At 43.6% G+C, this 25,111-nt stretch carries 22 protein-coding genes; 2 read left to right on the top strand and 20 right to left on the bottom strand.

All coding sequences use genetic code 11. The features are described 5' to 3' along the window. Nucleotides 1-2: 2 nt before the first annotated feature. Nucleotides 3-962, bottom strand: a complete 960-nt coding sequence (gene pfkA / locus ACYQ1I_RS01245; protein ID WP_459761755.1) for a 6-phosphofructokinase — start codon at nt 960-962, stop codon at nt 3-5. A gap of 98 nt (nt 963-1,060) precedes the next feature. Next, entirely contained in the window at nt 1,061-1,252 is a 192-nt protein-coding gene (locus tag ACYQ1I_RS01240; protein ID WP_459761754.1) for a hypothetical protein, read from the bottom strand. A gap of 209 nt (nt 1,253-1,461) precedes the next feature. Here ACYQ1I_RS01240 and ACYQ1I_RS01235 point away from each other — a divergent pair, with 209 nt between their 5' ends. Continuing rightward, nucleotides 1,462-1,926, top strand: a complete 465-nt coding sequence (locus tag ACYQ1I_RS01235; RefSeq protein WP_459761753.1) for a phosphatidylglycerophosphatase A family protein — start codon at nt 1,462-1,464, stop codon at nt 1,924-1,926. On the opposite strand, the gene ACYQ1I_RS01230 is transcribed toward ACYQ1I_RS01235, so the two are convergent. The 10 genes from ACYQ1I_RS01230 to whiA all read right to left on the bottom strand — a co-directional run bounded on the left by ACYQ1I_RS01230 (nt 1,923) and on the right by whiA (nt 17,153). Further along, complete coding sequence (locus ACYQ1I_RS01230) at nt 1,923-5,393, bottom strand: DNA polymerase III subunit alpha (protein WP_459761752.1); 3,471 nt, start codon at nt 5,391-5,393, stop codon at nt 1,923-1,925. The two genes, ACYQ1I_RS01235 and ACYQ1I_RS01230, sit on opposite strands and share 4 nt — an antisense overlap. Nucleotides 5,394-5,736: 343 nt before the next feature. Then, the gene (locus ACYQ1I_RS01225) at nt 5,737-6,042 is read right to left on the bottom strand and encodes a protease complex subunit PrcB family protein (RefSeq protein ID WP_459761751.1); all 306 of its coding nucleotides are present in this window, start codon (nt 6,040-6,042) and stop codon (nt 5,737-5,739) included. 149 nt (nt 6,043-6,191) lie between these two features. Next, the gene (locus ACYQ1I_RS01220) at nt 6,192-6,518 is read right to left on the bottom strand and encodes a DUF1292 domain-containing protein (protein WP_459761750.1); all 327 of its coding nucleotides are present in this window, start codon (nt 6,516-6,518) and stop codon (nt 6,192-6,194) included. 71 nt (nt 6,519-6,589) lie between these two features. Continuing rightward, complete coding sequence (locus ACYQ1I_RS01215) at nt 6,590-9,640, bottom strand: ATP-binding protein (protein ID WP_459761749.1); 3,051 nt, start codon at nt 9,638-9,640, stop codon at nt 6,590-6,592. Nucleotides 9,641-9,777: 137 nt separating this feature from the next. After that, the gene (locus tag ACYQ1I_RS01210) at nt 9,778-10,395 is read right to left on the bottom strand and encodes a cyclodeaminase/cyclohydrolase family protein (RefSeq protein ID WP_459761748.1); all 618 of its coding nucleotides are present in this window, start codon (nt 10,393-10,395) and stop codon (nt 9,778-9,780) included. Next, nucleotides 10,389-11,663: an imidazolonepropionase gene (gene hutI / locus ACYQ1I_RS01205; protein ID WP_459761747.1), complete on the bottom strand. Its 1,275-nt coding sequence runs from the start codon at nt 11,661-11,663 to the stop codon at nt 10,389-10,391. The genes ACYQ1I_RS01210 and hutI overlap by 7 nt, the downstream gene beginning before the upstream one ends. A gap of 5 nt (nt 11,664-11,668) precedes the next feature. Then, nucleotides 11,669-12,565 (bottom strand): glutamate formimidoyltransferase, encoded by an 897-nt coding sequence (gene ftcD, locus ACYQ1I_RS01200; protein ID WP_459761746.1) that lies wholly within the window; start codon nt 12,563-12,565, stop codon nt 11,669-11,671. A gap of 28 nt (nt 12,566-12,593) precedes the next feature. Continuing rightward, complete coding sequence (hutU, locus tag ACYQ1I_RS01195) at nt 12,594-14,624, bottom strand: urocanate hydratase (RefSeq protein WP_459761745.1); 2,031 nt, start codon at nt 14,622-14,624, stop codon at nt 12,594-12,596. A 204-nt stretch (nt 14,625-14,828) separates the two neighbouring features. Continuing rightward, complete coding sequence (locus ACYQ1I_RS01190) at nt 14,829-15,884, bottom strand: HD-GYP domain-containing protein (protein ID WP_459761744.1); 1,056 nt, start codon at nt 15,882-15,884, stop codon at nt 14,829-14,831. Nucleotides 15,885-16,187: 303 nt separating this feature from the next. Beyond that, nucleotides 16,188-17,153: a DNA-binding protein WhiA gene (whiA, locus tag ACYQ1I_RS01185; protein WP_459761743.1), complete on the bottom strand. Its 966-nt coding sequence runs from the start codon at nt 17,151-17,153 to the stop codon at nt 16,188-16,190. 168 nt (nt 17,154-17,321) lie between these two features. Here whiA and ACYQ1I_RS01180 point away from each other — a divergent pair, with 168 nt between their 5' ends. Then, nucleotides 17,322-17,483, top strand: coding sequence for a DUF1540 domain-containing protein (locus tag ACYQ1I_RS01180; RefSeq protein WP_459761742.1), 162 nt, complete (start codon nt 17,322-17,324; stop codon nt 17,481-17,483). Between the two features lie 16 nt (nt 17,484-17,499). On the opposite strand, the gene ACYQ1I_RS01175 is transcribed toward ACYQ1I_RS01180, so the two are convergent. The 8 genes from ACYQ1I_RS01175 to moaA form a co-directional block, all read right to left on the bottom strand. After that, nucleotides 17,500-17,922 carry an NUDIX hydrolase gene (locus ACYQ1I_RS01175; RefSeq protein WP_459761741.1) on the bottom strand — a complete coding sequence of 141 codons (423 nt, stop codon included), beginning with the start codon at nt 17,920-17,922 and terminating at the stop codon, nt 17,500-17,502. Between the two features lie 324 nt (nt 17,923-18,246). After that, nucleotides 18,247-18,852 carry a hypothetical protein gene (locus ACYQ1I_RS01170; RefSeq protein ID WP_459761740.1) on the bottom strand — a complete coding sequence of 202 codons (606 nt, stop codon included), beginning with the start codon at nt 18,850-18,852 and terminating at the stop codon, nt 18,247-18,249. A 116-nt stretch (nt 18,853-18,968) separates the two neighbouring features. After that, the gene (locus ACYQ1I_RS01165) at nt 18,969-20,297 is read right to left on the bottom strand and encodes a gluconeogenesis factor YvcK family protein (RefSeq protein ID WP_459761739.1); all 1,329 of its coding nucleotides are present in this window, start codon (nt 20,295-20,297) and stop codon (nt 18,969-18,971) included. Between the two features lie 2 nt (nt 20,298-20,299). Continuing rightward, entirely contained in the window at nt 20,300-21,172 is an 873-nt protein-coding gene (gene rapZ / locus ACYQ1I_RS01160) for an RNase adapter RapZ (protein ID WP_459761738.1), read from the bottom strand. Between the two features lie 29 nt (nt 21,173-21,201). After that, entirely contained in the window at nt 21,202-22,116 is a 915-nt protein-coding gene (murB, locus tag ACYQ1I_RS01155) for a UDP-N-acetylmuramate dehydrogenase (protein WP_459761737.1), read from the bottom strand. 90 nt (nt 22,117-22,206) lie between these two features. Continuing rightward, nucleotides 22,207-23,562 (bottom strand): ABC transporter substrate-binding protein, encoded by a 1,356-nt coding sequence (locus ACYQ1I_RS01150; RefSeq protein WP_459761736.1) that lies wholly within the window; start codon nt 23,560-23,562, stop codon nt 22,207-22,209. A 119-nt stretch (nt 23,563-23,681) separates the two neighbouring features. After that, on the bottom strand, nt 23,682-24,092 hold the full coding sequence (locus ACYQ1I_RS01145; RefSeq protein WP_459761735.1) for a hypothetical protein: 411 nt from the start codon (nt 24,090-24,092) through the stop codon (nt 23,682-23,684). 5 nt (nt 24,093-24,097) lie between these two features. Next, complete coding sequence (moaA, locus tag ACYQ1I_RS01140) at nt 24,098-25,060, bottom strand: GTP 3',8-cyclase MoaA (protein ID WP_459761734.1); 963 nt, start codon at nt 25,058-25,060, stop codon at nt 24,098-24,100. Between the last annotated feature and the right edge of the window lie 51 nt (nt 25,061-25,111).

The following is a 25,111-nucleotide window of genomic DNA, read 5'->3' as shown; positions in this document are numbered from 1 at the left end:
GGTTAAATAGATAAAATATTCGCTAGGTTACAGGTTTCGGCATCAAAATTGTAATCGGTATTAAATACCTCTTCAAAGTCTACATCAATTATTTCTTTACCTCTAATACCAATGGCTCGGGCTGCCTTGCCCTCCAGTAATAAATCCACTGCCCTGGCCCCCATCTTGCTGGCAATAATCCGGTCAAAGGCAGTTGGACTACCACCCCGTTGAATATGGCCCAAAATGGTAACTCTTGTTTCAATGCCTGTTTTTTCCTCTATTTCCTTTCCAATCTCCATGGCACCGCCTACACCCTCTGCCAGTACAATGATACTATGTAGTTTACCACGATTTCTGCCATTTATGAGTTTTTTACACACTTTATCAAGATCAAAGGTCTGTTCAGGAACAATAATACTTTCTGCTCCTCCGGCCAGGCCTGCAAAAAGGGCAATATCACCACAATGCCTTCCCATTACTTCTATGATGTTGGCCCGGCCATGGGAAGTGGAGGTGTCTCTGATCTTTCCAATGGCATCAATCACCGTATTGATGGCGGTATCAAAGCCAATGGTGTAGTCTGTATAACGCAGGTCATTGTCAATGGTGCCTGGTAAACCAATGGTGGGTACTCCCAGTTCACTCAGCCTCTGGGCCCCCCTGTAGGAACCGTCGCCTCCAATGACCACAATTCCATCAATTCCAAAAATCTTAATGGTATAGCTGGCCTTTTTTCGACCTTCCTCCGTCATAAATTCTTCACTTCTGGCGGTTTGCAGCATGGTTCCGCCTCGATGAATGATATCTGCCACAGAGGATAAATTCATTTCCTCCATTAAACCATGAATTAAACCATGGTAGCCTTGCTTTATGCCAATTACCTTGCAGCCCCTGTAAATTGCATTTCTGACAACTGCCCGTATGGCAGCGTTCATGCCCGGCGAGTCTCCACCGCTGGTCAAAACACCAATTGTTTTCATATGTTAGCCTCCTCTTTGCCAATAGGGACTAATTTTGTCCCACAAATGACATTTTAGTCCCTTTTGAATTTTTGATTTTTTAAAAATTCCGGGTTTTATTAATATCCCCTTTGCATTAATATATGATGTGCCTCTTCGACCTCTGATCGGGGCACTAAAACCTCTGAGGTACCTTCTACATTATTTTTACTGATGGGTTTAACCTTTACTAAGAAGCCCTCTTCAACCAATAACCTTTGAATTACTTCAGCATCCTGCTTGGTGTTTGCCATATATACAACTGTCCACATGATGATTAGGCCTCCCTTTCAATTCATTTGTTCTCTATTTCAATGATATATACTCTTAAGACAAATCTTATCATGAATTTCTCTATTGTACCAGGTAAAGAAAAACGATTCTATTTTAAAATTAAAGTTCCAAAATAAAATATATTTCATATTATAACATAGACCACATTTTTTTATCTATAGAATCTTTACAATGGGAGGGATGAATTTTGAAAAACTTTGTCGTCCAGCTGCTAAAGGACAGGGGAGTTAATCTAAGAGACATTGCTGAACTGGTTTATGAGCTTCAATCCGGCTATGGCCCATTGACCCTCGAGGAATGTGATGATAGCATTGATCGGGTCCTTACCAAAAGAGAGGTACAAAATGCCGTTATCACAGGGGTGGTGCTGGATATTTATGCCGAAAAGAAGCTGCTTCCCCAACCACTGCAGGAAATTTTAGAAAAGGACGAATCCCTATATGGTATTGATGAAATTTTGGCCCTTAGTATTACCAATATCTATGGCAGTATTGGCCTTACCAATTTTGGTTACCTTGATAAGGAAAAGGTGGGAATCCTTCAAAGCCTGTCCAACAATGAAGGAAAGGTCCACACCTTTTTAGATGATCTAGTGGCCGGTATTGCCGCTGCTGCCTCAGCCAGAATCGCCCATGCTAAGTTTGGCAGTTAATCAGCCCGTACATATTCCTCACCTAATTGATCTTTCAATGTAGTAATAAGGGCCTCATTAGGGCTTACCCATAGCTCTCGGGGGGCCCTGAGCTTTTTATTCTCGTATTTCAAGTATAGATAGACCGGCACATTCCCTTGATTTTCAAGAAGTGTCGGTTTTATTTTTTCAAATACTGCCAATTGCTGCCTGGATTCAAAGATCAAACGTAAGGGCTTAACCTTGTCGTCAATTTGACCTTTTACCAAGGGGCCAATCTTATTTACCAACACCTTTGGTGTTTCCTCCTCTTTAAAATTAAGGGTTCCCTCTACCAAGACGGGGATATCCTTTTCGAGAAGGCTCATGCTTCTGCTAAATATCTTGGGAAAAACAACACACTCTATGGTTCCATAGGGGTCCTCCAGGGTGATAAAGGCCATCAATTGATTGTTTTTGGTGGTTTTGGTCACACGATCCACCACAATACCACCGATTCTCACCCTCGATCCATCCCTTAGGCTGCCCTCCTCCGGATGATCTGCCAGCTCCATAAGCTCATTGCTGTAAACCGATACAAAGGCCTTAAGCTCATCCTCATATTGAGAGAGGGGATGGCCGCTTACATACAGCCCCAGAACCTCCTTTTCCAAATTGAGCTTAATTTTTTCATCAAATTCCTTTACCTGGGGCAGTAAATCCTCCTTCAGATTGATGCTGCCCTCTGCCTGCATATCAAAGAGCCCAATTTGCCCATGAATATTTCTACGGCGATTTTGATTAACACCCTCTAATATTCTTTCATAGCCTGCCAACAGCTGGGCCCGATAGACCTCAAGGCAATCAAAGGCCCCACACTTAATCAGGCTTTCCACTGCCCGCTTATTTAAATCCCTTGACTCTACCTTTTGACAGAAATCCTGAAAGCTGATGAAGGCTCCTTTAGTAACCCTGGCCCTGGCAATGGCTTCAATCATACTGAAGCCCACATTTTTTACCGCTGCCAGCCCAAAGCGTATTTTTCCATCTTCAACGGTGAATTTGCTATAGCTTCGATTAATGTTAGGCTGTAAAACTGCGATTCCCATCCGCTTGCAATCCTGAATATATTGGGCAATTTTTGAGGTGTTGCCCATAACGCTGGTCATCAGGGCTGCCATAAATTCCACCGGATAATAGGCCTTTAAATAACCCGTCTGATAGGCCAGTACCGCATAGGCGGCCGCATGGGATTTATTAAAGGCATACTTGGCAAAGTCAATCATCTCGTCGTAAATTTCATTGGCTACCTTTTCCGGCACCCCATTGCGTACACAGCCGGGCAGCTCTATGTTGCCCTGTTCATCCACCTTTCCGTGGATAAAATACTGCCTTTCCTCCTCCATAACATCCATCTTTTTCTTACCCATGGCCCGTCTCACCAGGTCACTACGACCATAGCTGTAGCCTGCCAGATCCCTTACTACCTGCATTACCTGTTCCTGATAGACCATACAGCCATAGGTCACATTAAGGATGGGCTCCAGCCTTTCATGCTTGTACTGAATTTTATCTGGATTATTTTTGTATTCAATATATTTTGGAATGGAATCCATTGGCCCGGGTCGATAAAGGGAAATGCCCGCAATAATATCCTCAAAGCAGTTGGGCTTTAATTCCTTTAAAAATTGGATCATACCGGCACTTTCCAATTGGAAGAGCCCTAGGGTATCACCACGGCTTATAAGCTCATATACCCCTGGGTCTTCATAGCCGATGACCGAAAAGTCGATTCCGATGCCATGGTTTTCCTGAATCAGATTAAGGGCATCCTGAATAACCGTTAAGGTACGAAGCCCCAGAAAATCCATTTTTAATAGTCCCAGCTCCTCCAGGTGCCCCATGGTAAACTGGGTGGTGACGCTGTCATCATGCATATAAAGGGGCACGTATTGATCTAGGCTGCGCTTGGCAATTACCACACCAGCGGCATGGGTAGAGGCATGGCGGGGCATGCCTTCAAGCTTTTTAGCCATGTTGATTAAATAGCCGGCGTTTTCATCCTCCTCAGTCATCTGCCGGAGGATCGGGTTCATTTCCAGGGCCTTTTCAATGGTAATTCCCGGGGAAAAGGGTACCTGCTTGGCAATTTGATCCACTTCATTATAGGGCAGGTTAATGACCCGGCCTACGTCCCGAATGGCAGCTCTGGCCGCCATGGTTCCAAAGGTGATGATTTGAGCCACCTTTTCTTCTCCATATTTTTGCTTAACGTAGTCGATGACTTCTTCCCTTCGTTCGTAGCAAAAATCAATATCAATATCGGGCATTGAAATCCGTTCGGGATTTAAAAAACGTTCAAAAATCAGATTATACCGTATGGGATCTATATCTGTAATTCCCAGGCAATAGGCAACAATGCTTCCTGCGGCACTGCCTCGCCCTGGCCCCACAGGAATGTGATGATCCTTTGCATACTTGATAAAGTCCCAAACAATTAAAAAGTACTCTGTATAGCCCATTTCTTCGATAATTTTCAGTTCATATTCCAGCCGTTCCCTCAGCTCAGCCTCAATCGGATCATACCGCTTAGTCAGGCCCTTAAGACAAAGCTCCCTTAAATAACCATTGGTTGAATGACCCTGGGGAATCGTATATTCGGGTAGATGAATGGTATTGAAATCAAATTCAACATTACATTTTTCTGCAATCAATACCGTATTGGCAATGGCCTCGGGGGCATAGGGAAAGAGGGCCTCCATTTCCTCCTTTGATTTTAAATAGAATTGATCATTGGGGAATTTTAACCGTTCTTGATCCTGTAGGGTTTTTCCGGTTTGAATGCACAGCAAAATGTCATGGGCCTCAGCATCCTCCTGATAAATGTAGTGGCTGTCATTGGTTGCCACAAGGGGAATTTGGGTTTCACGGCTGAGCTTTACCAGCTGGGGGTTAATTTGCTTCTGCTCCGGCAGCTGATGGTCTTGTAATTCAAGATAAAAATCCTCCCCAAAGGTTTCCTTCAGATCAAGGGCCATGGCCTTAGCCCTTTCATATTGGCCCTGCATCAGAAGCTGCTGAATATCACCGGCCAGGCAGGCGCTTAATACAATTAAGCCACGGCTATGCTGCTTCAACAATTGATAGTCAATTCTGGGCTTATAGTAAAAGCCCTTGGTATAGGCCGCCGAAACCAGCTTGATTAGATTTTGGTATCCCTCATTATTTTTAGCCAGCAGCACCAAATGCCCCTGGTTTTTATCCTTAACCGGGTCCTTGTCCTCCATAGATCTGGCGGCTGTATACACCTCACAGCCAATAATGGGCTTAATCCCTTTTTTCAAGGCTGTCTTATAAAACTCGATAACACCAAACATCGTGCCATGGTCTGTAATGGCAATGGCGTTCATGCCCAATTCCTTGACCCGGTCCATTACCCGATTGATGGTGGTAAAACCGTCCAGCAGACTATATTCTGTATGAACATGGAGATGAACAAATCCTCCCATTTCTGCACCTCTTTTTCTTTTTTCCTACTTTCAATATATCAAAGGCTTGACCTTTGGGCAACCGGTTAGATTGGGAAATAAAGCGCCATAGCTTTCATATGTTTGGGTAAGGGCCTTATTACGAAGACTTCTCCTTTTCTAATTTTTTTTGATGGAATATTTTTCTTTAGTATTCAATTTTTTTGAAAGCTTCGGTTATTTTTAGCATAGCCCTTTCACCAGGGCAAATCAAGGGACTTCTTCCCCCTTTTTTCTAATAAAAAAGTGCTATTTCAATAAACAATTGTAATCTGAAAGAAAAAATTCCCAGTTTTATCAACTGAGAATTAAAATTATTGATTCATTACGAGTCAATTAATGTGATTTTATATTCTTCTTGAATGTTCTCTCCTTGTATGGCTTCAACCGCCACCTCATAGCTTGCCTTAGGTGTTTTAATTACCTGACAATAGATTTCATCCATGTCCGGATAGACCTTTTTGTAATATACTTTGATTTCCTTATCCTTCACTTCTACATCCTGTATTTGTATTTTGTATCCGGCACAGGGTTTTTTATCCCAGTAGACCTCTACCTTTAGCTTTCCGTTTTCTACCTTGTAAATTTTGTAGCTGACATCCTGATTAAGCTGATTCCTTTCTGCATTCATAAGACATTCCCTCCCCTAATAGTATATTCCCGAAATCATTAAAGTTTCTTTTAGGCCGAGGATTTTCCTATATTTTAGCACAAAAAAACTACCTAACTATTTAGGTAGTTTTAGACAAACAAATTTGCCATCAGTGGTCTAAGCTTTTCTTATTCCTCTTGCTCGCCCTCAAAGTTTGCCAGGAAGGCTTCGGAAACCCGATTAAATTCCTCTTCCTCTTCAATCATAGTCAAATGGGGTCCCTCTTCATCCTCATGGAATCGATAGATAAAGGCATCCTCTCCATCTGTGGGCAGCAGTGCAATATATTCCTGCTCCATTACTGTAAAAATATCCAGTACATCACATTCCACCTGTTGATTGTCTTCAATGGTTAAGTAAATTTTGTTATGATGGTGATGATCGTGTCCGCAGCCGCATTGGGATTCCTGCTGGTGGCAGCCGCAATGATCATGGTGCTCATGGTCATGTGCCATTTCATTAGCTCCTCTCAATATATATATTTTGGGTTGATGCCTTAAAAATAATCCTTCAGCTGATTGTATCATTAATTACCTGCCCTTTTCAATACCCTTAGGGTATTGATTTCATAGCTCTCTCTCATTTTCATCAGGCAGGTAATCCCTTCATCACAGTAATCCGACAGGGATCTTGGCAAATAGTCCTCCATCATATTTTTTAGACGCTGGTTATGGAGCATTTGTGCTTTAATTTCCGCCTTAATATGATAGACAATTCCCCTCTCGTAGGGATTCTGTAGTCTTTGACTATATTCATCGGCCCTCATGAGACTGCCCAGGGCCCCTGGGTAGTCTCCCCTTCGTATTTGCAATAGGGCAGTATATCCCTCGGCAATGGCCCGCCCCCAGAGGACATCAAACTCTTGGTAGATTTCAAGGCCCCGATTGAAATACTCCTCGGCCAAAATATCGTCACCCATATCAAAGGCCGCTTTGCCTGCGTTGGTATTGAAAATAGCCAGCCCCCTGATGATTTCCTTGCTTTTACATAAACCCATGGCTTGATCATAATAGTAAAGGGCCTTCCTGAAGGCCATACGGTGCCGGTGGGCCTCCCCTAAATAATTGTAGACTGCCGCAATATTGAGGGCATATTCATCGGCCGAAGGGTCAATTTGATCAAAGACTGCCAGAGCCTGCCTCAGGATTTCCTCAGCCTTCTGGTATTGACTGGAGAGGATATAGCTTAACCCCTTTAGCCTTAATAAAATTCCCTGTTCACCCATTAGCCCCTGCTCTCTGGCCAAGACCAGACCCTTTTCTATATATTCCTCCATTAAGGGAAGGTTATGGGCTTGAATACCATAATAAATTAGCTGTCGATATCCCTTCAAAATCCACGAATGATCGGTGATTTTTTCAGCCAGGGCGATGGTCTTTTCAATACTCTCAAGGCCCTGCTCATATTCCCCTTCCCTTATCAGAAACCTGCCCTTCATATGATAGAAGGAGAGCTTCAGCTCAAGGACTTCTCTGCTGTTAATATGATTTACCATATTCTTCGTTAATAAACCTTCAATTTCATAAAGCTTGGCCAGGGCCTCCTGGCGATTCAAATAGAGGTTTTTTTCAGAAATATTGTATTCAATTAATACCGGATACAGCTCATGGGTGAAGGCCAGATGGGCATCAAGGTTTTTAATTCGGTATTTCACTGCGGCAAACCAGTTTCCACTTTTTGAAAAATGATAGATTAGCCTGGAATACTGCATTAAATCTCGCTTATCGTTTCTGAGCTGTTTTTCCAGCACCAGGCCAGCCCGATTGTGAAGCACGCTTCTTTTAGCCATGGATAGCTGCCCGTAAACATATTCCTGCAGCTTCTGATGGGTAAACCGAAGGTAAATTTTATCTGAATCCAGCAATTCCTCAATAATATATTTATTGAGGAGTTCTTCAACCATATCCAACAGCTCCAGCTCATCCCTTTCCATGATAGCCTTAAGCTGCTCCAGGGAAACACGATCGAAAAAAATAGAAATAACATTTAATACCTTCTTGCCTTCCTCTGAAATCCCTAGCAAACGACCTTTTATAATATCCTTCATTTTAGATGACATTCCCATGGTATTCCGTCTGGCCCTCAGGGCATTCACATATTCCACCAGAAAAAAGGCGTTTCCTTCGGTTTCCTGATACACCTGATGGACTAGCTCCTGGTTTACCCTTCCATGGGGCAAGGCCCGACGAAGAAATTCAGCTACTTCCTTCCGGGAAAATCGATTCAGGTTTATTTTTTCAAGGGACTGCTCCCTGATCAACTGACTGATAAATCCATCCAGTCTAGGGCATTGTTCATTTCGACAGGTGGCCAAAAGCATAATCGACGGTTCTGGAACGGCAAGCAAAATATGGCTTAACAGATTTAGACTGCCCTCGTCCATCCATTGCAAATCATCAAAAACCAGTATAATTTTTCGCTTTCCCGATAACTCCATCAATAGCCTGATTATGGCTTCCTCTGCCCTTTGGAGCTGGGGTGAAGCCTGGTAGTTGGTGCTATGTTTTTCCTGGGGACTGTTGAGGCCGTCAAAAATCGGGAAAAGCGCCGAAATTAAATGCTGCCAACGGATTGGAATGGTAATGGATTCCTCCCTTAAAATATCTGAAATTCTAGAAATAATAGGATTCCACGGTTTTAATCGATAGTTCTCCTCTGCCTGGTAGCAGTTGGCATGAAAAATGTAGCTATCTTCTTTCACAATGGACTCGAGGAATTTTTCCTTAAGTCTGGTTTTACCAACCCCAGCTTCACCAATAATGAGAAGCCTTGGAGAGGTTCCTCCCTCCATATATCCATTAAATTGTTGGTGCAGTATACCAAGCTCTCTTTCTCGACCATAGAAGAAGTGACGCTCCTGCTGCTCTTTTCCCTTCAATAGGGGGCCGACTGGCCGTTTAATTTGTTCAAACAATCGCCTGGTTTCCAGGGAGGGGGTAATGCCCAGGTCTGAATTCAGCAGCCCTTCCAATTGATTGTACAGGGCCTTTGCCTTAGCGTAATTATTTTGAAGACCGTAGATTTCCAGCAGCCTCTGATAGGGCCTTTCATCATAGGGCTCCAATAATATCAGCTTTTTTGCCAGCCCCTCGGCCCGGGTATAGCTTCGACCCGCCAGGGCCTTATCGATTGCTTCCAATAGTCCACGGGCATATTGATCCTGAAAATAGACTCTGGTATCCCGAAGCCACGTTTCAAAGGCCTCTGCATCCTTTAAGGAAAACCCCTTCAAAAATTCACCGGGCTGCCAGTCAATTTCCTCCCTAGTCAAAGGGTGGCTAAGCTCTGAATGGATCGTTACATCGGGGTTCAGCTGGACAATAGACTTTTGAGGCGAAATTACAACGTCGGCTCCAAAGGCCCGCCGGATTTTATACAGGGTATCCCTTAAATTTTTTCTGGCGGCCTTCTCACTTTGTTCCTCCCAAAGGAGCCCCATCAGCTCCTCTCGGGTGGCCCTTCCCTTCACCACCAAATAGTAAAAGAGGGCCTCGGCCCTTCGATAGGGAAAGGAAATCGGCCTTTGACCATAATACACCATGGGGATTTGAAATAATTTTACTTCTATGTCAGCCATCCCTTGCCCTCCTTCCAATTGAACCTCTTTTCCTTATTATAGTATAGTATTCTTTCTTTCGCCGGCCTTTCCTTCCGACTTGATGAAAAACACAAGGCATAAAAAAACCGGCATATTAAAAGTGCCGGCTTTTTTCTCTATAGCTTAACCTTACTTAAAATTTTCTTTTCCCAATCCAGGGCTCCCTGCTCCATTTCTTCTACCTGTCGATTCATTTCAACCGCAAGGGCTTCGTCCTTGATGGAGGCTAAGTTGATTTTCACGTTATAGAGGGCCGAAAGTACGGCAGTTCTCGCCATCATGGCAGCCACAGCCCCATCGGTAACGGCATTTTGATTCCCCTTTTCCACCACCTGTTCAATAATAGGCATCATGGACAGGGTCTTTTCTGCCACCCCTAGGGGAACCTGAGCTGCATGGATGGTAGCCTTCTGAATGGCCTGGCCCCTGGCCTGCTTTTCTCCTTCCGTCTCCTTTGGCAGCTTCATGGCCTCCATGACACTGTTAAAGGAATCGGCATCCCGATTAATCTCCGCTATTAACTCCTTCCTCAATTCCTGGGCGGCCCTTTGTATTTTCATCATTTCACCTTCAACGGCCTCATATTTTTTCCTTCCAATGGTTAGCTGCGCCACCATCTCAGTCAAGGCCGCCGCTGTGGCAGAGGCCATGGCAGCTACACTACCTCCCCCCGGTACCGGTTCATTGGATGCGGTTTTTAACAAAAATTCTTCCAGACTTAATTTTTCTAGCATTTTATCCTTCCTCCCCTTTCTTTATCAAAAACTAAGGTTCCCTGTTTGATTACCTTCTCTACGGTACTGACCCCAATATGATAGGGCAGATAATGATAGGAGGGAAACTCTAAAATAATGACATCTCCCTTTTTTCCTATATCAAGACTGCCGATGGTGCCGGCCCGATCCAGGGCGGCGGCTCCATTAATGGTTAGGGCCGTAATGGTCTCCTCGGTGGTCATTTTCATGTAAAGGGTTGCCAGGGCTATGATCAGAGGAATGGATTCGGTAAAGCAGCTTCCCGGGTTTAAATCTGTAGCCAGGGCCACTGCACAGCCTGCCTCAATCATGCTCCGGGCCCGGGCGAAATCCTCCTTTAAACTGAAGGCGGTTCCCGGCAGCAGGGTGGCCACCACACCCTTTTCTGCCATCATTGCAATTCCCCTGTCTGAAGCCTGAAGCAAATGATCTGCCGATACAGCTCCCAATTCTGCCGCCAGCTCAGCCCCACCCAGCTGTACTATTTCATCGGCATGGAGCTTTACCTTTAGTCCCAGCTCCTTGGCCCTTGTCAGGAGCCTTCGGGACTGGGCCACGCTAAAAACCTTTGCCTCACAAAAAATATCGCAGAATTCCGCCAGGCCCTCCTTCGATACCTTTTCCAATACCGCCATCATCCAGTCTATAAATTCATCCTCTTTGCCCCGGTATTCCGCGGGAACGGCATGGGCTCCCAGGAAGGTGGGCACCACATCAATGGGGTGCTTTTCATTGATTTCCTTCATGACCCTGAGCTGCTTCAATTCTGTTTCTTCGTCCAGCCCATAGCCGCTTTTTCCTTCAACGGTGGTTACTCCAAAGGAAAGCATCGAATCAAGGCGCTTCATGGCTGACTTGACCAATTCCTCATGGGTGGCCTCCCTTGTGGCCTTAACAGAGCTTAAAATACCGCCTCCCCGTTCCATGATTTCCATATAGCTTTTCCCCTGAAGGCGCCAGGAAAATTCCTCTGCCCGGTACCCGCCAAATACCAGATGGGTATGGGAATCGACAAAACCGGGTAATATCGCCTTTCCCCTGGCATCCATAACCTGGTAATCTTTCTCATTGTATTGCCCTAAAATATCGTGGGTTTCCCCCACCGCCACAATGATTCCATCTTCAATCACCAGGGCTCCATCCTTGATTACATTAAGGGCAGACATTTCCGCCCCTGCCTTGGCTGTAGAGCCGCTTAAGGTAACTAATTCCGAAGCTCCCTTAATTAGCAGACTGCCTTTTTTCATCTTCATCACTCCATTATTCTTGTTTCTAACACCTGTTCCATTGAAAAGCTTTCTACCCCCAGGTAATAGACTGCCGTATCAATCAGGGCCTCCATGGGCAACAGGCCGATTATCTCGCTTCCCACCACATTGACCCCATATCTTTTGGCCTCAATTTTAATCAGCTCAAAGGCTCGATAAAGGGCTGTCTTAGTATAATCTGTCATATTCATGGAAACCTGTACAATTCCCCTCTCCTTCAGATCAATACCAATGGCCTTGCAATACCGTAGACCCCCACTGATATGTCTGACGTTTCTGGCAATATGATTGGCAATTTCTAAATTATCCGTTGCCAAATTTACGTTAAAGGCCACCAGGGGCATTCTGGCCCCCACAGCGGTCACCCCGGCGGTGGGATGGGGTGACTTTGGTCCAAAATCAGGCTGCCATTGGGGCTCCTTTAGCTTTTCGGCCATCCCCTCAAATTCACCCTTCCGTACCTTGGCCAGATTTTCTCGATCGGGAGTACTGGCCGCCTTCTCATATAGGAAGATAGGAAGCTGATATTTTTCCGCTGCCTCCTTGGCCAGTTCCTTGGCCAGGGCCACCGCCTCGGTCATACTGACATTTTTTACAGGAATAAAGGGAACGACGTCGATGGCTCCCATACGGGGATGCTGCCCCTGATGCTTTGTCATATCAATAACCTCGATGGCCCTTCCCATGGCCTCTAGCACCGCTGACTTCAAAGCCTCCGGTTCCCCTACTAGGGTTACCACCAACCGATTATGGTCTTCATCCCTGCTGTAATCCAAAAGCTTTACCTGATCCCTTCCCCTGAAGGGTTCAATGATTTTCTCGATTTTTTCAAGGTCCCGACCTTCACTGAAGTTTGGTACACATTGTACAATTTTTTTCATACCACAGTCTCCCCTTTACATTTTTATTCTATTTTTTATTAAATACTTCCTTAACCAAACCCTCAATTAAATCCTCCCTGGGAATATAAGGCAGGGTAATATGCCCAAGATTTTCATGATTTTGATTGAATTCAATGCTGGTGTCAATGGAATTTTCATTCCTTGCCCAGGCCCGTCTTGCAACGCCCCCCATTACGTCCCAGGGCATGGCAGAGCGCAATATACGGTCGACCCGTTCACTGCCATCCAGAACCATACCAAAGCCTCCGTTGATGGATTTGCTGATACCAACCCCACCGCCATTGTGCAGGGCCACCAGACTCATTCCCCTGGCGGCATTCCCCGCAAAGCAATGGGTGGCCATTTCTGCCATAATGTTGCTGCCATCTTTAATATTGGCGGTTTCTCTGAAGGGAGAATCGGTACCGCTGACATCATGATGATCTCGTCCCAGCATGATGGGCCCTACTTCCCCCATCCTCACCATTTCATTAAATTTCAGGGCAATTTTAGTTCTACCGGCGGCATCCTGGTATAAAATACGAGCTTGGGTTCCCACCACCAGCTGATTTTTTTCAGCATCCCGTATCCATACATAGTTGTCCCGATCCTGCCCCCTTCGGTTGGGGTCGATCAGCTCCATGGCGGCCCGGTCTGTCTTCCTTAAGTCCTCGTGACTTCCGCTGAGGCAAACCCACCTAAAGGGCCCATAACCATAATCAAAAAGCTCTGGCCCCATGATGTCCTCCACATAGGAGGGGAAAATAAAGCCGTCCTTTTCGTCGATACCATTTTTAGAAATCTCCTTTACCCCGGCATCATAAACTGCCTTCATAAAGGCATTGCCGTAATCAAAGAAATAGGTACCCTTGTTTACCAGGGCCTTAATCAACTCAAAATGCTTCTTTAAAGATTCATCAACCATTTTGTTAAAGGTCTGGCGGTCTGTTTGAAGCATTTTCGTTCTTTCTTCAAAGGTAATGCCCTGAGGGCAATAGCCCCCCTCATAAACGGCATGACATGAGGTTTGGTCGGAAAGCAGGTCTATGGGAATCTGTTTTTCAACGGCATAAGCCAGTAGCTCTACGATATTTCCATGATAGGCAATGGAAATGGGCTCCCGTTTATTTTGATACGCTGCGGCAATTTTAAAGACTTCGTCTAAATTGGATGAAACCACCTTAACCCAGCCCTGCTGGTGTCTTGTTTGAATTCTGGAGGCATCCACCTCTGCTATAATTCCCACACCATTGGCGATTTCCACTGCCTTTGGCTGGGCACCACTCATGCCCCCTAGGCCTGATGAAACAAAGAGCTTACCCCTCAAATCCTCATCGGGCCCCAGCCCCAGCTTCAAACGTCCGGCATTCAACAGGGTATTGAAGGTTCCATGGACAATTCCCTGGGGTCCAATATACATCCAGCCCCCGGCGGTCATTTGCCCATAGTTGGCAACCCCCATCTGTTCAGCGATATCCCAATCCCTGGGATTATCAAACATCCCCACCATCAGGGCATTGCTGATGATTACCCGGGGACTATCGGGTTTGGATTGAAATAATCCCAGGGGATGACCCGACATAATCACCAGGGTTTGGTGATCAGTCATTACCTCAAGGTACTTTTTGATCAGTCTGTACTGCATCCAGTTTTGACATACCTTTCCTGTTTCACCGTAGGTTACCAGCTCATAGGGGTAAAGGGCCACATCAAAGTCTAAATTATTATCAATCATCACCTGGAAGGCCTTTCCTTCGATACAGTTTCCCTTGTATTGATCAATGGGCTTGGCCTTGATATTCCCCTCGGGCCGAAAACGGTACCCATAAATTCTTCCCCGGGTCAAAAGCTCCTCTAAAAATTCTGGTGCCACCTTTTCATGAAGGGCTTCAGGTATATACCTGAGGGCATTTTTTAGGGCTACTGCCGTCTGCTGGGGACTAAGCTTAAAGCCTCTGTCCGGGGCCCTGCGTATTCCCTCTACAAAGGCAGGCATTTCTGGCAGCTCATGATCCAGCTTAATGGTCATGGCTTGGTCAATTCGCCGGTTATCAATCATCTTAATCCTTCCTTCCCTATCTAAAATCTGAAAGACCAACAATTTATCTTTATGCAATTCATGGTAATGCTATTATGGGTTTAGCAATCTATGATTATACCGTTGGCCCCTTTAGATTGATTATATCGAAACAGCGTCGAAAAAACGTCGAAGAATAAAAAAAAAAGACCTGTTAGGTCTCAAGGGGAAAGGAAAATGATCTGTTTAAAGGGTAGAAACAATACTATCGTTAAGCTGCTTGGTTAAATCAATCTTTCGCTGTGGGCTGTAGCTTTTTTTGGGGAAGCTCTCTTTTATTTCAACCACCGGCCTGGTAGGCCAGCCGGCATTATCTGCCACCACCACACAGGCTTTTCCAGACTTTAGCCTGACATGGGTGCCTACCGGGTAAATATTCACCTGCTTTAATAATACCTTGATCAAATCATAATCAAATTGATGATTTCCCATTGAAATTAAATATTCTATGGCATAATGGGGAGTTATCTTATGCTTATAAACACGATTAGAGGTTAAGGCATCGTAAACATCACAAATGGCTACAATACGGGAGTACAGATGAATTTCCTTTCCCTTCAGGCCATTGGGATACCCGCTTCCGTCAAAGCGTTCATGATGATCTCTGATTACACCACAGGCCGCCTCTGAAAATCCTTCTAACTGCTTGACCAGATTATATCCGTTTAGAGGATGCTGCTTAATGATTTCAAACTCATGGGGTTCAAGCTCAGCAGGCTTGTTTAAAACCGCCTGATTGATGGTGATTTTTCCAATATCGTGAAGAATCGCCCCAATCCCTAATTCCAACAGTTCTTCTTTATTAAGCTCCAGCATCAATCCCATCATTAATGAAAATACGCAGACATTAACACTGTGACCAAAGGTATATTCATCGATGGCCCGGATATCGGTTAAATAAATACGGGTGCTTTGATTTAACAATAAATCCTCTATTAGCTGACCGATGATTTCCCTTAGCTTCTCTACTGATTTTTGCTTGGCTATATGGAATGTCTTCATAGACTCATTGGCCAGGATCAGTACCTCTTTTCTAGTGTCTTCAAGAAAGATATCGATATGCTGCTTCATTGAACCCTCCCAGGCCACATAGACATCAAAATAGCCTAAGGCCTTTAATTTATTGATATAACTTTCCTTTAATGAAACTCCCTGATCAATTAACAATTTACCATCACAAGTGTAAATCGGTTTGCCTAAACACATGCCTGGTTTAACAGAAGATAATTTTACTTTTAGCACCTTAACCCTCCTCTGCTGTTTTCACAACCACTTTGGAGATACTGTTCAGGAAAATTGTATACAATGAAAGATAACATATGGAATATTTCCATGTTCAATAATAGTTATTTCCACAATTTTTTTTAAATTCCTTTATTTTCACCAACAAAATCAAACTAAGTATTAAATATAGTACTCAATACTCACGGTTTACTAAATAAAAATAGGACATTCTTCGACGTCATATAAGTCAGGCTATGTTAAATTTCGATAAATAATTTTTAATACATAAAAACCCCACAGATTTATGCTCTGTGGGGGATGTTAATAGGTACGCTCATTATTTTTTATTATCAGTCGTTGGGCAAATTCTTCAATCTTCCGCAGTCGGTGATTCACTCCTGATTTACCGATAGGCGTACTTAGCATTTGCCCCAGCTCTTTTAGGCTGGCCTCCTGGTGGGCCAATCGGACCTCTGCAATTTCCCTGAGGTTATCAGGCAGCTTATCTAATCCCACGGTTTCCTTTATGATTTCAATGTTTTCAATTTGTCTTACGGAAGCATTGACAGTTTTACTAAGGTTGGCGGTTTCGCAATTAACGATTCGGTTAATATCATTCCTCATTTGCTTCATAATTCGGATATTTTCCAAATCCAACAGAGCTGCATGGGCACCAACAATATTTAAGAGATCCACCACCTGGTCTCCTTCCTTTAAATACACCACATAGCTGCCCTTTCTTTGTATGATTTTAGCATTTAATGAAAAACTGTTAATTATCTCCTGAACTGCCTCACTATGCTCAAGGCTGTTGCTGACAAATTCGAGATGATAGGTTTTTTCAGGGTCGCTAACAGAGCCGCCGCCTAGAAAAGCTCCCCTTAAATAGGCCCGCTTACAGCACTGTTTTTGAATCATGTGATCTGGTATTTCATAGGTGATATCAAAGGAATCTTCTTCTCTTTTTAAAATTCCCACCTGCTGAAGAATTCGATCGCTCCCCATTTGATGGGTAATAACACTCAGGTAATGATTGTTTTTCTTTAGCCTGGGATTTCTTCGTACCATCACCTCGGTATGGATACCAAATAAATCCTTAATCAGCTTAAATATTTTTCTGGCAATGGCCGGATTCTCTGTGGTAATATTTAAATTTAAACGATTTGATCCTGCCAGCTGAAGGGTACCGCTCATTCTGATTAAAGCAGCCAGCTCTGCCAATTGACAGCAGCTATCCTCAGAATTAATTCTTGCCAGCTCGCCCTTTGTGGTAGAAGAAAATGACATAATTCATCACAACCTTTAAGTTTTTTAAAATTCTGTACTTTGTCTTTAGCATAGTTAACTTTAGAGAAATTATAGGTAATTAAAAGAATGTTTTCTTATTATATTTTTATCTTTATTACACAAAATATAATTGCGGTAAAATAATCTATGTTGATGGAGGTGTTATTGATGTCTGAACATGATAAAATGGAAGTCATGTGTCACGTGAACAACTGTAGATTCAATGATAGGGATTATTGCTTCGCACCTAAAATTGAGGTGAACCCTAAGAACGGTCACGGTGCCAGTACCTCCGACGAAGCCCTATGTTCTACCTTTAAACCTGAATAATAGTTTTTCTAAGACCTCACTTTTGTGAGGTCTTAAAATAATCTTCAATGGCCTTTTCAATGATTTCCTTTTCATCCTGATATTTAGCCAGTTCAACGGCCCGGTTAACATGAATAAATTTGGCATCAATAAATCCCTCTTCCTTTAGGGGAATACACTCGAAATTTTTGGAATGCATTAAAAACCAATGGACTGTTTTATTAATTTTATCATGATCTTCCCAGCTATTTTTATAAGTATAATGTATTTTATCTAAGTATTTGATAACCTCAACCTTTACACCGGCTTCCTCTAAAACCTCCCGTACTGCAGCCTGTTCAAAGGCCTCGTCATTTTCAACCTTTCCCTTTGGAAGCACCCAATCTCCATTATACTTTTTTAACATTAAAATGGCATTACCAAATATCACGACTCCACCCGCGCTAATTTCTTCTCTCACACCTTCCACTCCTTTGCCATTTCTATCCTTCTTTTATTATATCAATCGCTCTAGTGCTTCGTTATTTATTTTTTCATTTATTCAAGCTGAAATATTCTTTTAATATTAAATTACCATAATCACCCTTTGATTTCAATTGTTAATGAAACCCCATACAAGGCCTTAAAACGCTTTAAAACCCCTGTTTCTTGCGGCTTAAAGACTCAGCACCAGCATAAATTTAATAAATGCTGTCGTGGCTGTTCTCTTATACCTTGAAATCAGGGGTTGTTTTTAATATAAATATTAATTTAAAGCTTTTGAATACCATCGGCCCTCCGTAGCCTAATCCGCTCCCTGAGGCCACTGTTCAAGTCGAGGCGTTCCTTCTGTATTTTCACCATAAGTAAATTTTAAAACCATCGGCGTACCTTGAACCGTCCTTTCATCTTCAATAACCCAGCCTTCATCTTCCCTTAAGAGAATATGATAAGCTACATTGACCCCGCCTGCCTTCTGGGTTAATACGACACCTTCAGATGGATTTTTAAAAAAGTAGGCGGGTTTTCTATCTCCCTTTTCAAGGGATAAATCAGCGTTTAATTGATGTAATTGTAATAGGTTTTTAATCTCTTTTTCCGATCCGAAGATTTCCTTTTCCTGATAGTCCTCCAATGAAATTCCCAGGGATGATGCAATGTGATGATTGCTGGCTTCACGAAACCGCCGCAATTCTTCTTCTACCACCTTTTCTATTTCCCCCTCGGGAATATTCTCCATTAAGACTTCAAAGGTTTCAACATTTGGTATATTTTCCTTTCCTGTAAGCTCCTGATCCTTTATTATTGCCAATTTACCTGACATAGGTAACGTGGTTTTCAAGGATATCCCAGCCAGTCCGATGGTGGCTAAGGCGAAAATCCCCATTACGAATCTAGTTCTATTTTTCATGGTATTTTATCCTCCTTGTGAGCATTCCTTGAAGTCAGTATAGCATTGTCTCTCCAAAAATAATGTCGAAATAAGGATTTTTGCTAAAGCTTTTGAACATAAAAAAACCCAGCAAGCTACTCCCTGCTGAGTCCCATAAGCTGTAATAAATTCAATAAACCACTCTTTTCCGGGGTAAGCCGATGCTGCTCCACCAAATCGATGATCAGCTTGGAAAGCCGATTGGCATCATGTCGGACATAATCTTTTTTGATGTCCACCAGATTTTCCTCCACTACGTTAATTTTTCTTTCCCTGAGGTCCCTGATTTCATCCTTCTCGGTTAAAATCAAATGGGCTCCCTCTAAATCGTATTTATTTTTAATTTCTTGGGGAATTCTACCCTGATTAATGACAATATGGTCTATGGTTAGCTGGGGGCAATGGGCCAACAGTGCATCAACGTGGTCACTCACTGTATAGCCGTCTGTTTCACCGGGCTGGGTCATCATATTGGGAATATAAACCTTCATGGCTGTGGTCTCCACCAGGCTTTTCCGGATATCCTCAATTAATATGTTGGGAATAATACTGGTATAAAGGCTCCCGGGTCCCAAAATGACCACATCGGCATTTTCAATGGCCTCTAGGGCTTCCTGGAGGGCCCTGGGCTGCTGGGGCTTGATGAACACCTTTTCTATAGGGCTGTCTTCCTCCAGGCTTTTAACTGGTATTTGGGATTCTCCCTTAACAATCATACCGTTTTTTAACCGGGCATACAGGGTAACATCATCCAGGGTGACCGGCAAGACACTTCCCGTTACAGCCAAAACCTCACTGATCTTTTTAATGGCGTCTTCAAAATTGCTGCTGATGCCGTTCATTGAGGCAATTAGTAAATTACCAAAGCTTTGGCCCTTTAGGGTTCCCTCTTCAAAACGATATTGCAGCAGCTTTTCCATGGTGGGCTCCATTTCAGCCAAGGCCAAAATACAGTTCCTTATGTCTCCCGGAGGCAGCATTCCTAAATCTTCCCTAAGCTTGCCAGAGCCTCCGCCATCATCGGCCACCGTAACAATGGCCGTAATGTTGCTGGTAACCAGCTTTAAGCCCCGTAGTAGTACCGAAAGGCCGGTTCCTCCGCCAATTACCACAATTTTTGGCCCCCTGATTAAGATTCTCTTGTCATAAAATAGCTTATTGATTTTATTCCGATCTAATCTTCCCTGCATCACGTTTTGGTCATGACAAACCTTGAGCAGGGAGCTAATTCCGCTTTTTAAGGCAAAGACAATTAGGCCAAGGCCCAAAATACCCAGCAGTACCTTAACGATGGATGGAAATATTGAAAACGCAAGATGTAATGGATAAGAAAGGGCGATGGCCACAAGAAGCATACCTAAAAGCCCTATCAAAAACCAGCGCTTTATTTGTAAACCGGGTTTAAGCCAATCGGATATTTTCATAGCTACTCCCTTTTCCTTTCCTTAAGGGCTGTGTCCCGATGATTCATGATGACCCGGTAGCACTTCTCCTTTAATTGTTCATTAAGGACATTGGCAATGGTCACTGAACGGTGTCTGCCGCCGGTACAGCCAATGGCTATGACAAGCTGATTCTTCCCCTCTTTGATATAATGGGGAATTAAAAAATCTACCATGTCAAAGAGTTTTTGTGAAAAGGCTACGCTGACGGGGGAATTCATCACATACTCCCGTATTACCTGATCGTTGCCTGTGAAATCCCTTATTTCCTCTATATAATAGGGATTGGGAAGAAATCGAACATCAAAAACCAGGTCGGCATCCAGGGGAATACCGTGCTTAAAGCCAAAGGAAAGGATTGTAATAATCAAGTTATTGCTTTCGTTTCCCTCAAGATAGATATTCTTCAGTTCTTCCCTGAGCTGAGCCGGAATCAGCTTGGTGGTGTTGACAATATGGGTGGCCTTCTTTTTTAGCTCCTTCAGCTTTTCCCGTTCAAGCTGAATCCCTTCGAGAATAGAACCTGAGGCAGCCAAGGGATGGTTCCGCCTGGTTTCCTTGAAACGCTTAACCAGTACCTCGTCCTTGGCCTCTAAAAACAATATTTCATAGGGATAACCCAATTCCTCCAGCTCCTCTAGGCTAGCAAATAAATCGTCAAAGAACATACCCCCACGAATATCGGTTACCAGGGCAATTTTATCAATTTTCCCCTTTGTCTGCTGGCAAAGGTCTACAAATTTATGAATTAAACCCGGAGGAAGATTGTCAACGCAAAAGTAGCCAAAGTCCTCCATATATTTTACTGCCTGACTTTTTCCTGCCCCCGAGAGGCCGGTAATAATAACAAATCTCATATTAAAAGCTCCTTTTTATCCTGCTGTATTCACGCCTCACCAATAATTTTCACTTCCGTCTCCAGGGTCACATCAAAGCGAGATTTCACCTCTTTTTGAATCAATTCAATTAGTGCTAAGACATCGGCTGCAGTGGCATTTCCCACATTCACGATGAATCCACTATGGAGGGTTGAAACCTGGGCCCCTCCGATTTGTGTTCCCTTTAGACCACAATCCTCCACAAGCTTTCCTGCAAAGTAGCCCGGAGGCCGCTTAAAGACGCTGCCTGCACTGGGCAGATGAAGGGGCTGCTTTGTGGTTCGCTGTATTGTCAATTGATCCATCCGTTCTTTAATTTCCTCATAATGCCCTTGATACAGATCCAGCTCTACAGAAAGGGCAATATAATGATTTTTTTGAATGATACTGGTTCGATAGCCTAATTCCAATTGATCTTTGGGAAGGTAAAGCAGATTTCCCTCCTGGTCGAGGACACGGCAGCCCTTTACAACATCCTTCATTTCACCTCCATAGGCCCCTGCATTCATGGCCACAGCCCCCCCCAGAGTGCCCGGTATGCCACTGGCAAATTCCAATCCTCCCAGGTCTGCTGCCAGGGCCTTCTTGGCTAATGTGGAAAGCAGTATACCTGCCTGGGCAACAATGGTGGTTCCTTCTATTTTAATTTCTTTATAATTATCGGCAATTTTAATAACCACCTGTCGAAGCCCCTTATCCTTTACCAAAAGGTTGCTGCCATTTCCCATGACAAAGAAGGGGGCATCTTGATCCTTTATTATTTTTAAAATTTTCACCAGGTCTTCTTCTCCCCGGGGCAGCAATAAAAGATCCGCCGGGCCCCCAATTTTAAAGGAGGTATGCTTCTTCATGGGTTCATCTATCCGAACTGAATCCTGGGGCATAAATTCTGTAAATAATTCCTGCAATTTATATTTATCCATTTAATTCACTCCTAAGCTATCAATTGAATGGTCTTTAGTATTTTATTTTCAGTATATCTTTTTTTGTATTTCCGGTCAATTACATTGGTCCTATGGATACTGAACCAAAAGCTGTCTGATTTGAACCTCGGCATCCTTTAACAATTGAGCAGGACTTTTCTCTCCCTTGAGGCCCTTTAAAATTTCCTGCTGTAAAATCTCATCAATCTGGCGCCATTTAGGATGGGGCGGCAATATAATGGTATGCTGCAAATTTTCGTAAAAAGCAGCCATATGGGGGTCTCCCTCATAAATATTACCAATGTGCTTTTTCACCGGAAACACCCCTAATCGGTCTAATTGGCTCTGGTATTCATCCTTTACCAAAAATTGTAGAAATTCAATGCATAGCCTTAGCTTTTCAGGGTCATCCTGAAGGGTCACACCATAGGAGCCTACCATGTTCCCCATAACCACAGGCTGACCCAAGCTTCCTGTGGGGTAGGATGCAACGCTATAGTTAAAGCCCTTTCCTTCATTCTTTAGATTTTCCAATACATTAATGGACCAGGTTCCTGTAGGAATAACAGCTATGTTCTTATCCTGATAAAAGGTGGTCCAGGCTTGATTGGAATTGTTTACGCCAAAATTAGGATGGGTCACCTGGTATTTTTCCTTAAGATCAATCAATTTTTGAACTCCCGCCAGGGCCCGTTCATCATTGAATACATATTCCATTTGTTGATTAAATATTTCTGCCCCTTCACTTAATATGATTCCCCAAAGGTTATAATAATCTGCCTGAATAAAACTGTTTATTCCAAAATGATCAAGGGTACCCTTTCCCTTGGAATCATAGGTTAATTCCTTCAGCTTTTCAACAAATTCATCATAGGTCCAGCTGCCATCCTGGGGAAGTTCCACCCCCCGCTGCTGGAACAAATCAGCATTTAACACCATCCCATAGGTGGTCATCATCCAGGGCATTGCCCAAATCTTTCCGTCATAGGTGACGGCCCTGAGGGCCTTCTCATCAAAGCTCCTGATTTCCTCCACCGTTAAAAAGGGTTCAAGGGGCTGTAAAATTTCCTGATTCATCAGGCGATAATCGCTTCCCACAGGTAAAATATCCGGCATATGATTGCTTTCGAGGGCTGCCTCCAGCTTTTCCGGGCCCTTATCCCAGGTGAGTCCGTTAAAATCTATATAGACCCCTGGATGGGCCTTTTCAAAGGCCCTTATTTTTTCACTAATCCATCCATAGCTGCTGCCTGTTTTTTGATCTAATCGTGGATAATCCCAAAAACTGATAATACCTGTCCATTGCGGACCTTCCTCAGGGGAGTTTGACTGATCTATAAGATTGGGCCGATGTGCCAGAAAATAGTAAGGCCCCATTACAATAAAGACGGTAAGGATCATCGACAAAATGGGCCTTATTCTGAGTTTACGCTTTTTTTTCTTCATACTATAGCATCCCCCCTTCTCTAATGTATTCCCTTTAAAAAACCTTTATTCATTGGGATGTGGGGGAAATAAAAATAAATAGACCCCCATCTTCAGAGGGGGGTTCACACAAAATTGACCTATTCAATTATTTGAAATTTGCTTCCCAGGGCCGCCTTGCCCGACTGAACAATGACCGCAAAAAACATCTCCCGGTTTAAGCCGCAGGAATACCCATCACGAAAGGCGGGGCAATGGCTATGACATTCCTTTTCCACTTCACTAACCTCGATAATAGCGTTTCCCAGGCGGTATTGCTGCCCTATTTCAACCTGTCCTATTTCAAGGCCAAACAATACAAAATTGGGAAAAAACCTCAGGTGACAAAAGCCCTTTAGGCCGTCATCCTTCAGCCTTTTAAAGGAATCTGCTCCCATCAGACTCACTTGACGATGGGCTACCTTTCCCTGGAATAGACAAGCATTGATCTCTGTTTCTCCTTTGGCCTCCAGCCCATGGGCTCCCTTTATGAATATCTTCTCTACCCTCAAGTGCATCAGCCCCCTATTTCAAACATATTACGAAGGCTGATTTCCTGCTCCTGGGTGTACAGATGATGTCTTTCAGGCTTCGCTAAAATGGCGCTCTCTATCACTTCTTCAAGGGAATGATGGGTATTTTTTAGGGCTTCCCTAATGTCTATCTCACGATTGCTATGGAGACAGGGCTTCAGCTTTCCGTCGCTGGTTAATCGAATACGATTGCAGCTGCCGCAAAAGTGAGCACTAATGGGGTTTATGAAGCCAATTCTTCCCTTTCCTTCGGGAAGCTGATAATAGATGGCAGGTCCTGAACTGTCTTTTTCTAAGGGGATTAAACCATGAATTCTACTTTTAATTTCTTCATTGGATAAAAAACGTTCCTGGGCCCATTGACTGGCTTCCCCCATGGGCATCAGCTCAATAAACCTGACGTCAATGGGGTCTTGAAGGGTCAAGCGAGCAAAATCATCTATTTCATCCTCGTTGATACCGCCAATGGCCACAACATTAAGCTTGACAGGGGTTAGTCCCAGCCTCAGGGTCTCTTGTATCCCATCCATCACCCGGTGTAAATCTCCGCCCCTGGTAATTTCATGGTATCTTTTGGGCTTTAAGGAGTCAATACTAATATTCAAACGTTTTAATCCCGCCGCCTTCAGGTCATGGGCCATATCCTTCAAAAGTAAACCATTGGTGGTCAAAGCCACATCTTGAATTCCGTCGATACTGGCAATTTCTGAAATTAGCTTAACAATATCTCTTTTTACCAACGGCTCACCACCGGTCAGTCTGATTTTATTAATACCAAGCTTGGCCCCAGCCCTGACCACCGCAACAATTTCTTCAAAGGTCATCATTTGCCGGTGATGCTTTTTGGGAATTCCCGTCTCGGGCATACAGTATTGACAGCGCAGGTTGCACAAGTCAGTAATGGAAATTCTCATATAATTAATTTTTCGTTGATAAATATCCTGCATTACCTCACCCCATTAATAAAATGAATAAGCCTTACATTAATTGATCAAAAG

This window comes from Alkaliphilus crotonatoxidans (genome assembly GCF_054658015.1).
The sequence above is the reverse complement of the archived record's forward strand: the minus strand, read 5'-3'. Positions and strand labels throughout refer to the sequence as shown.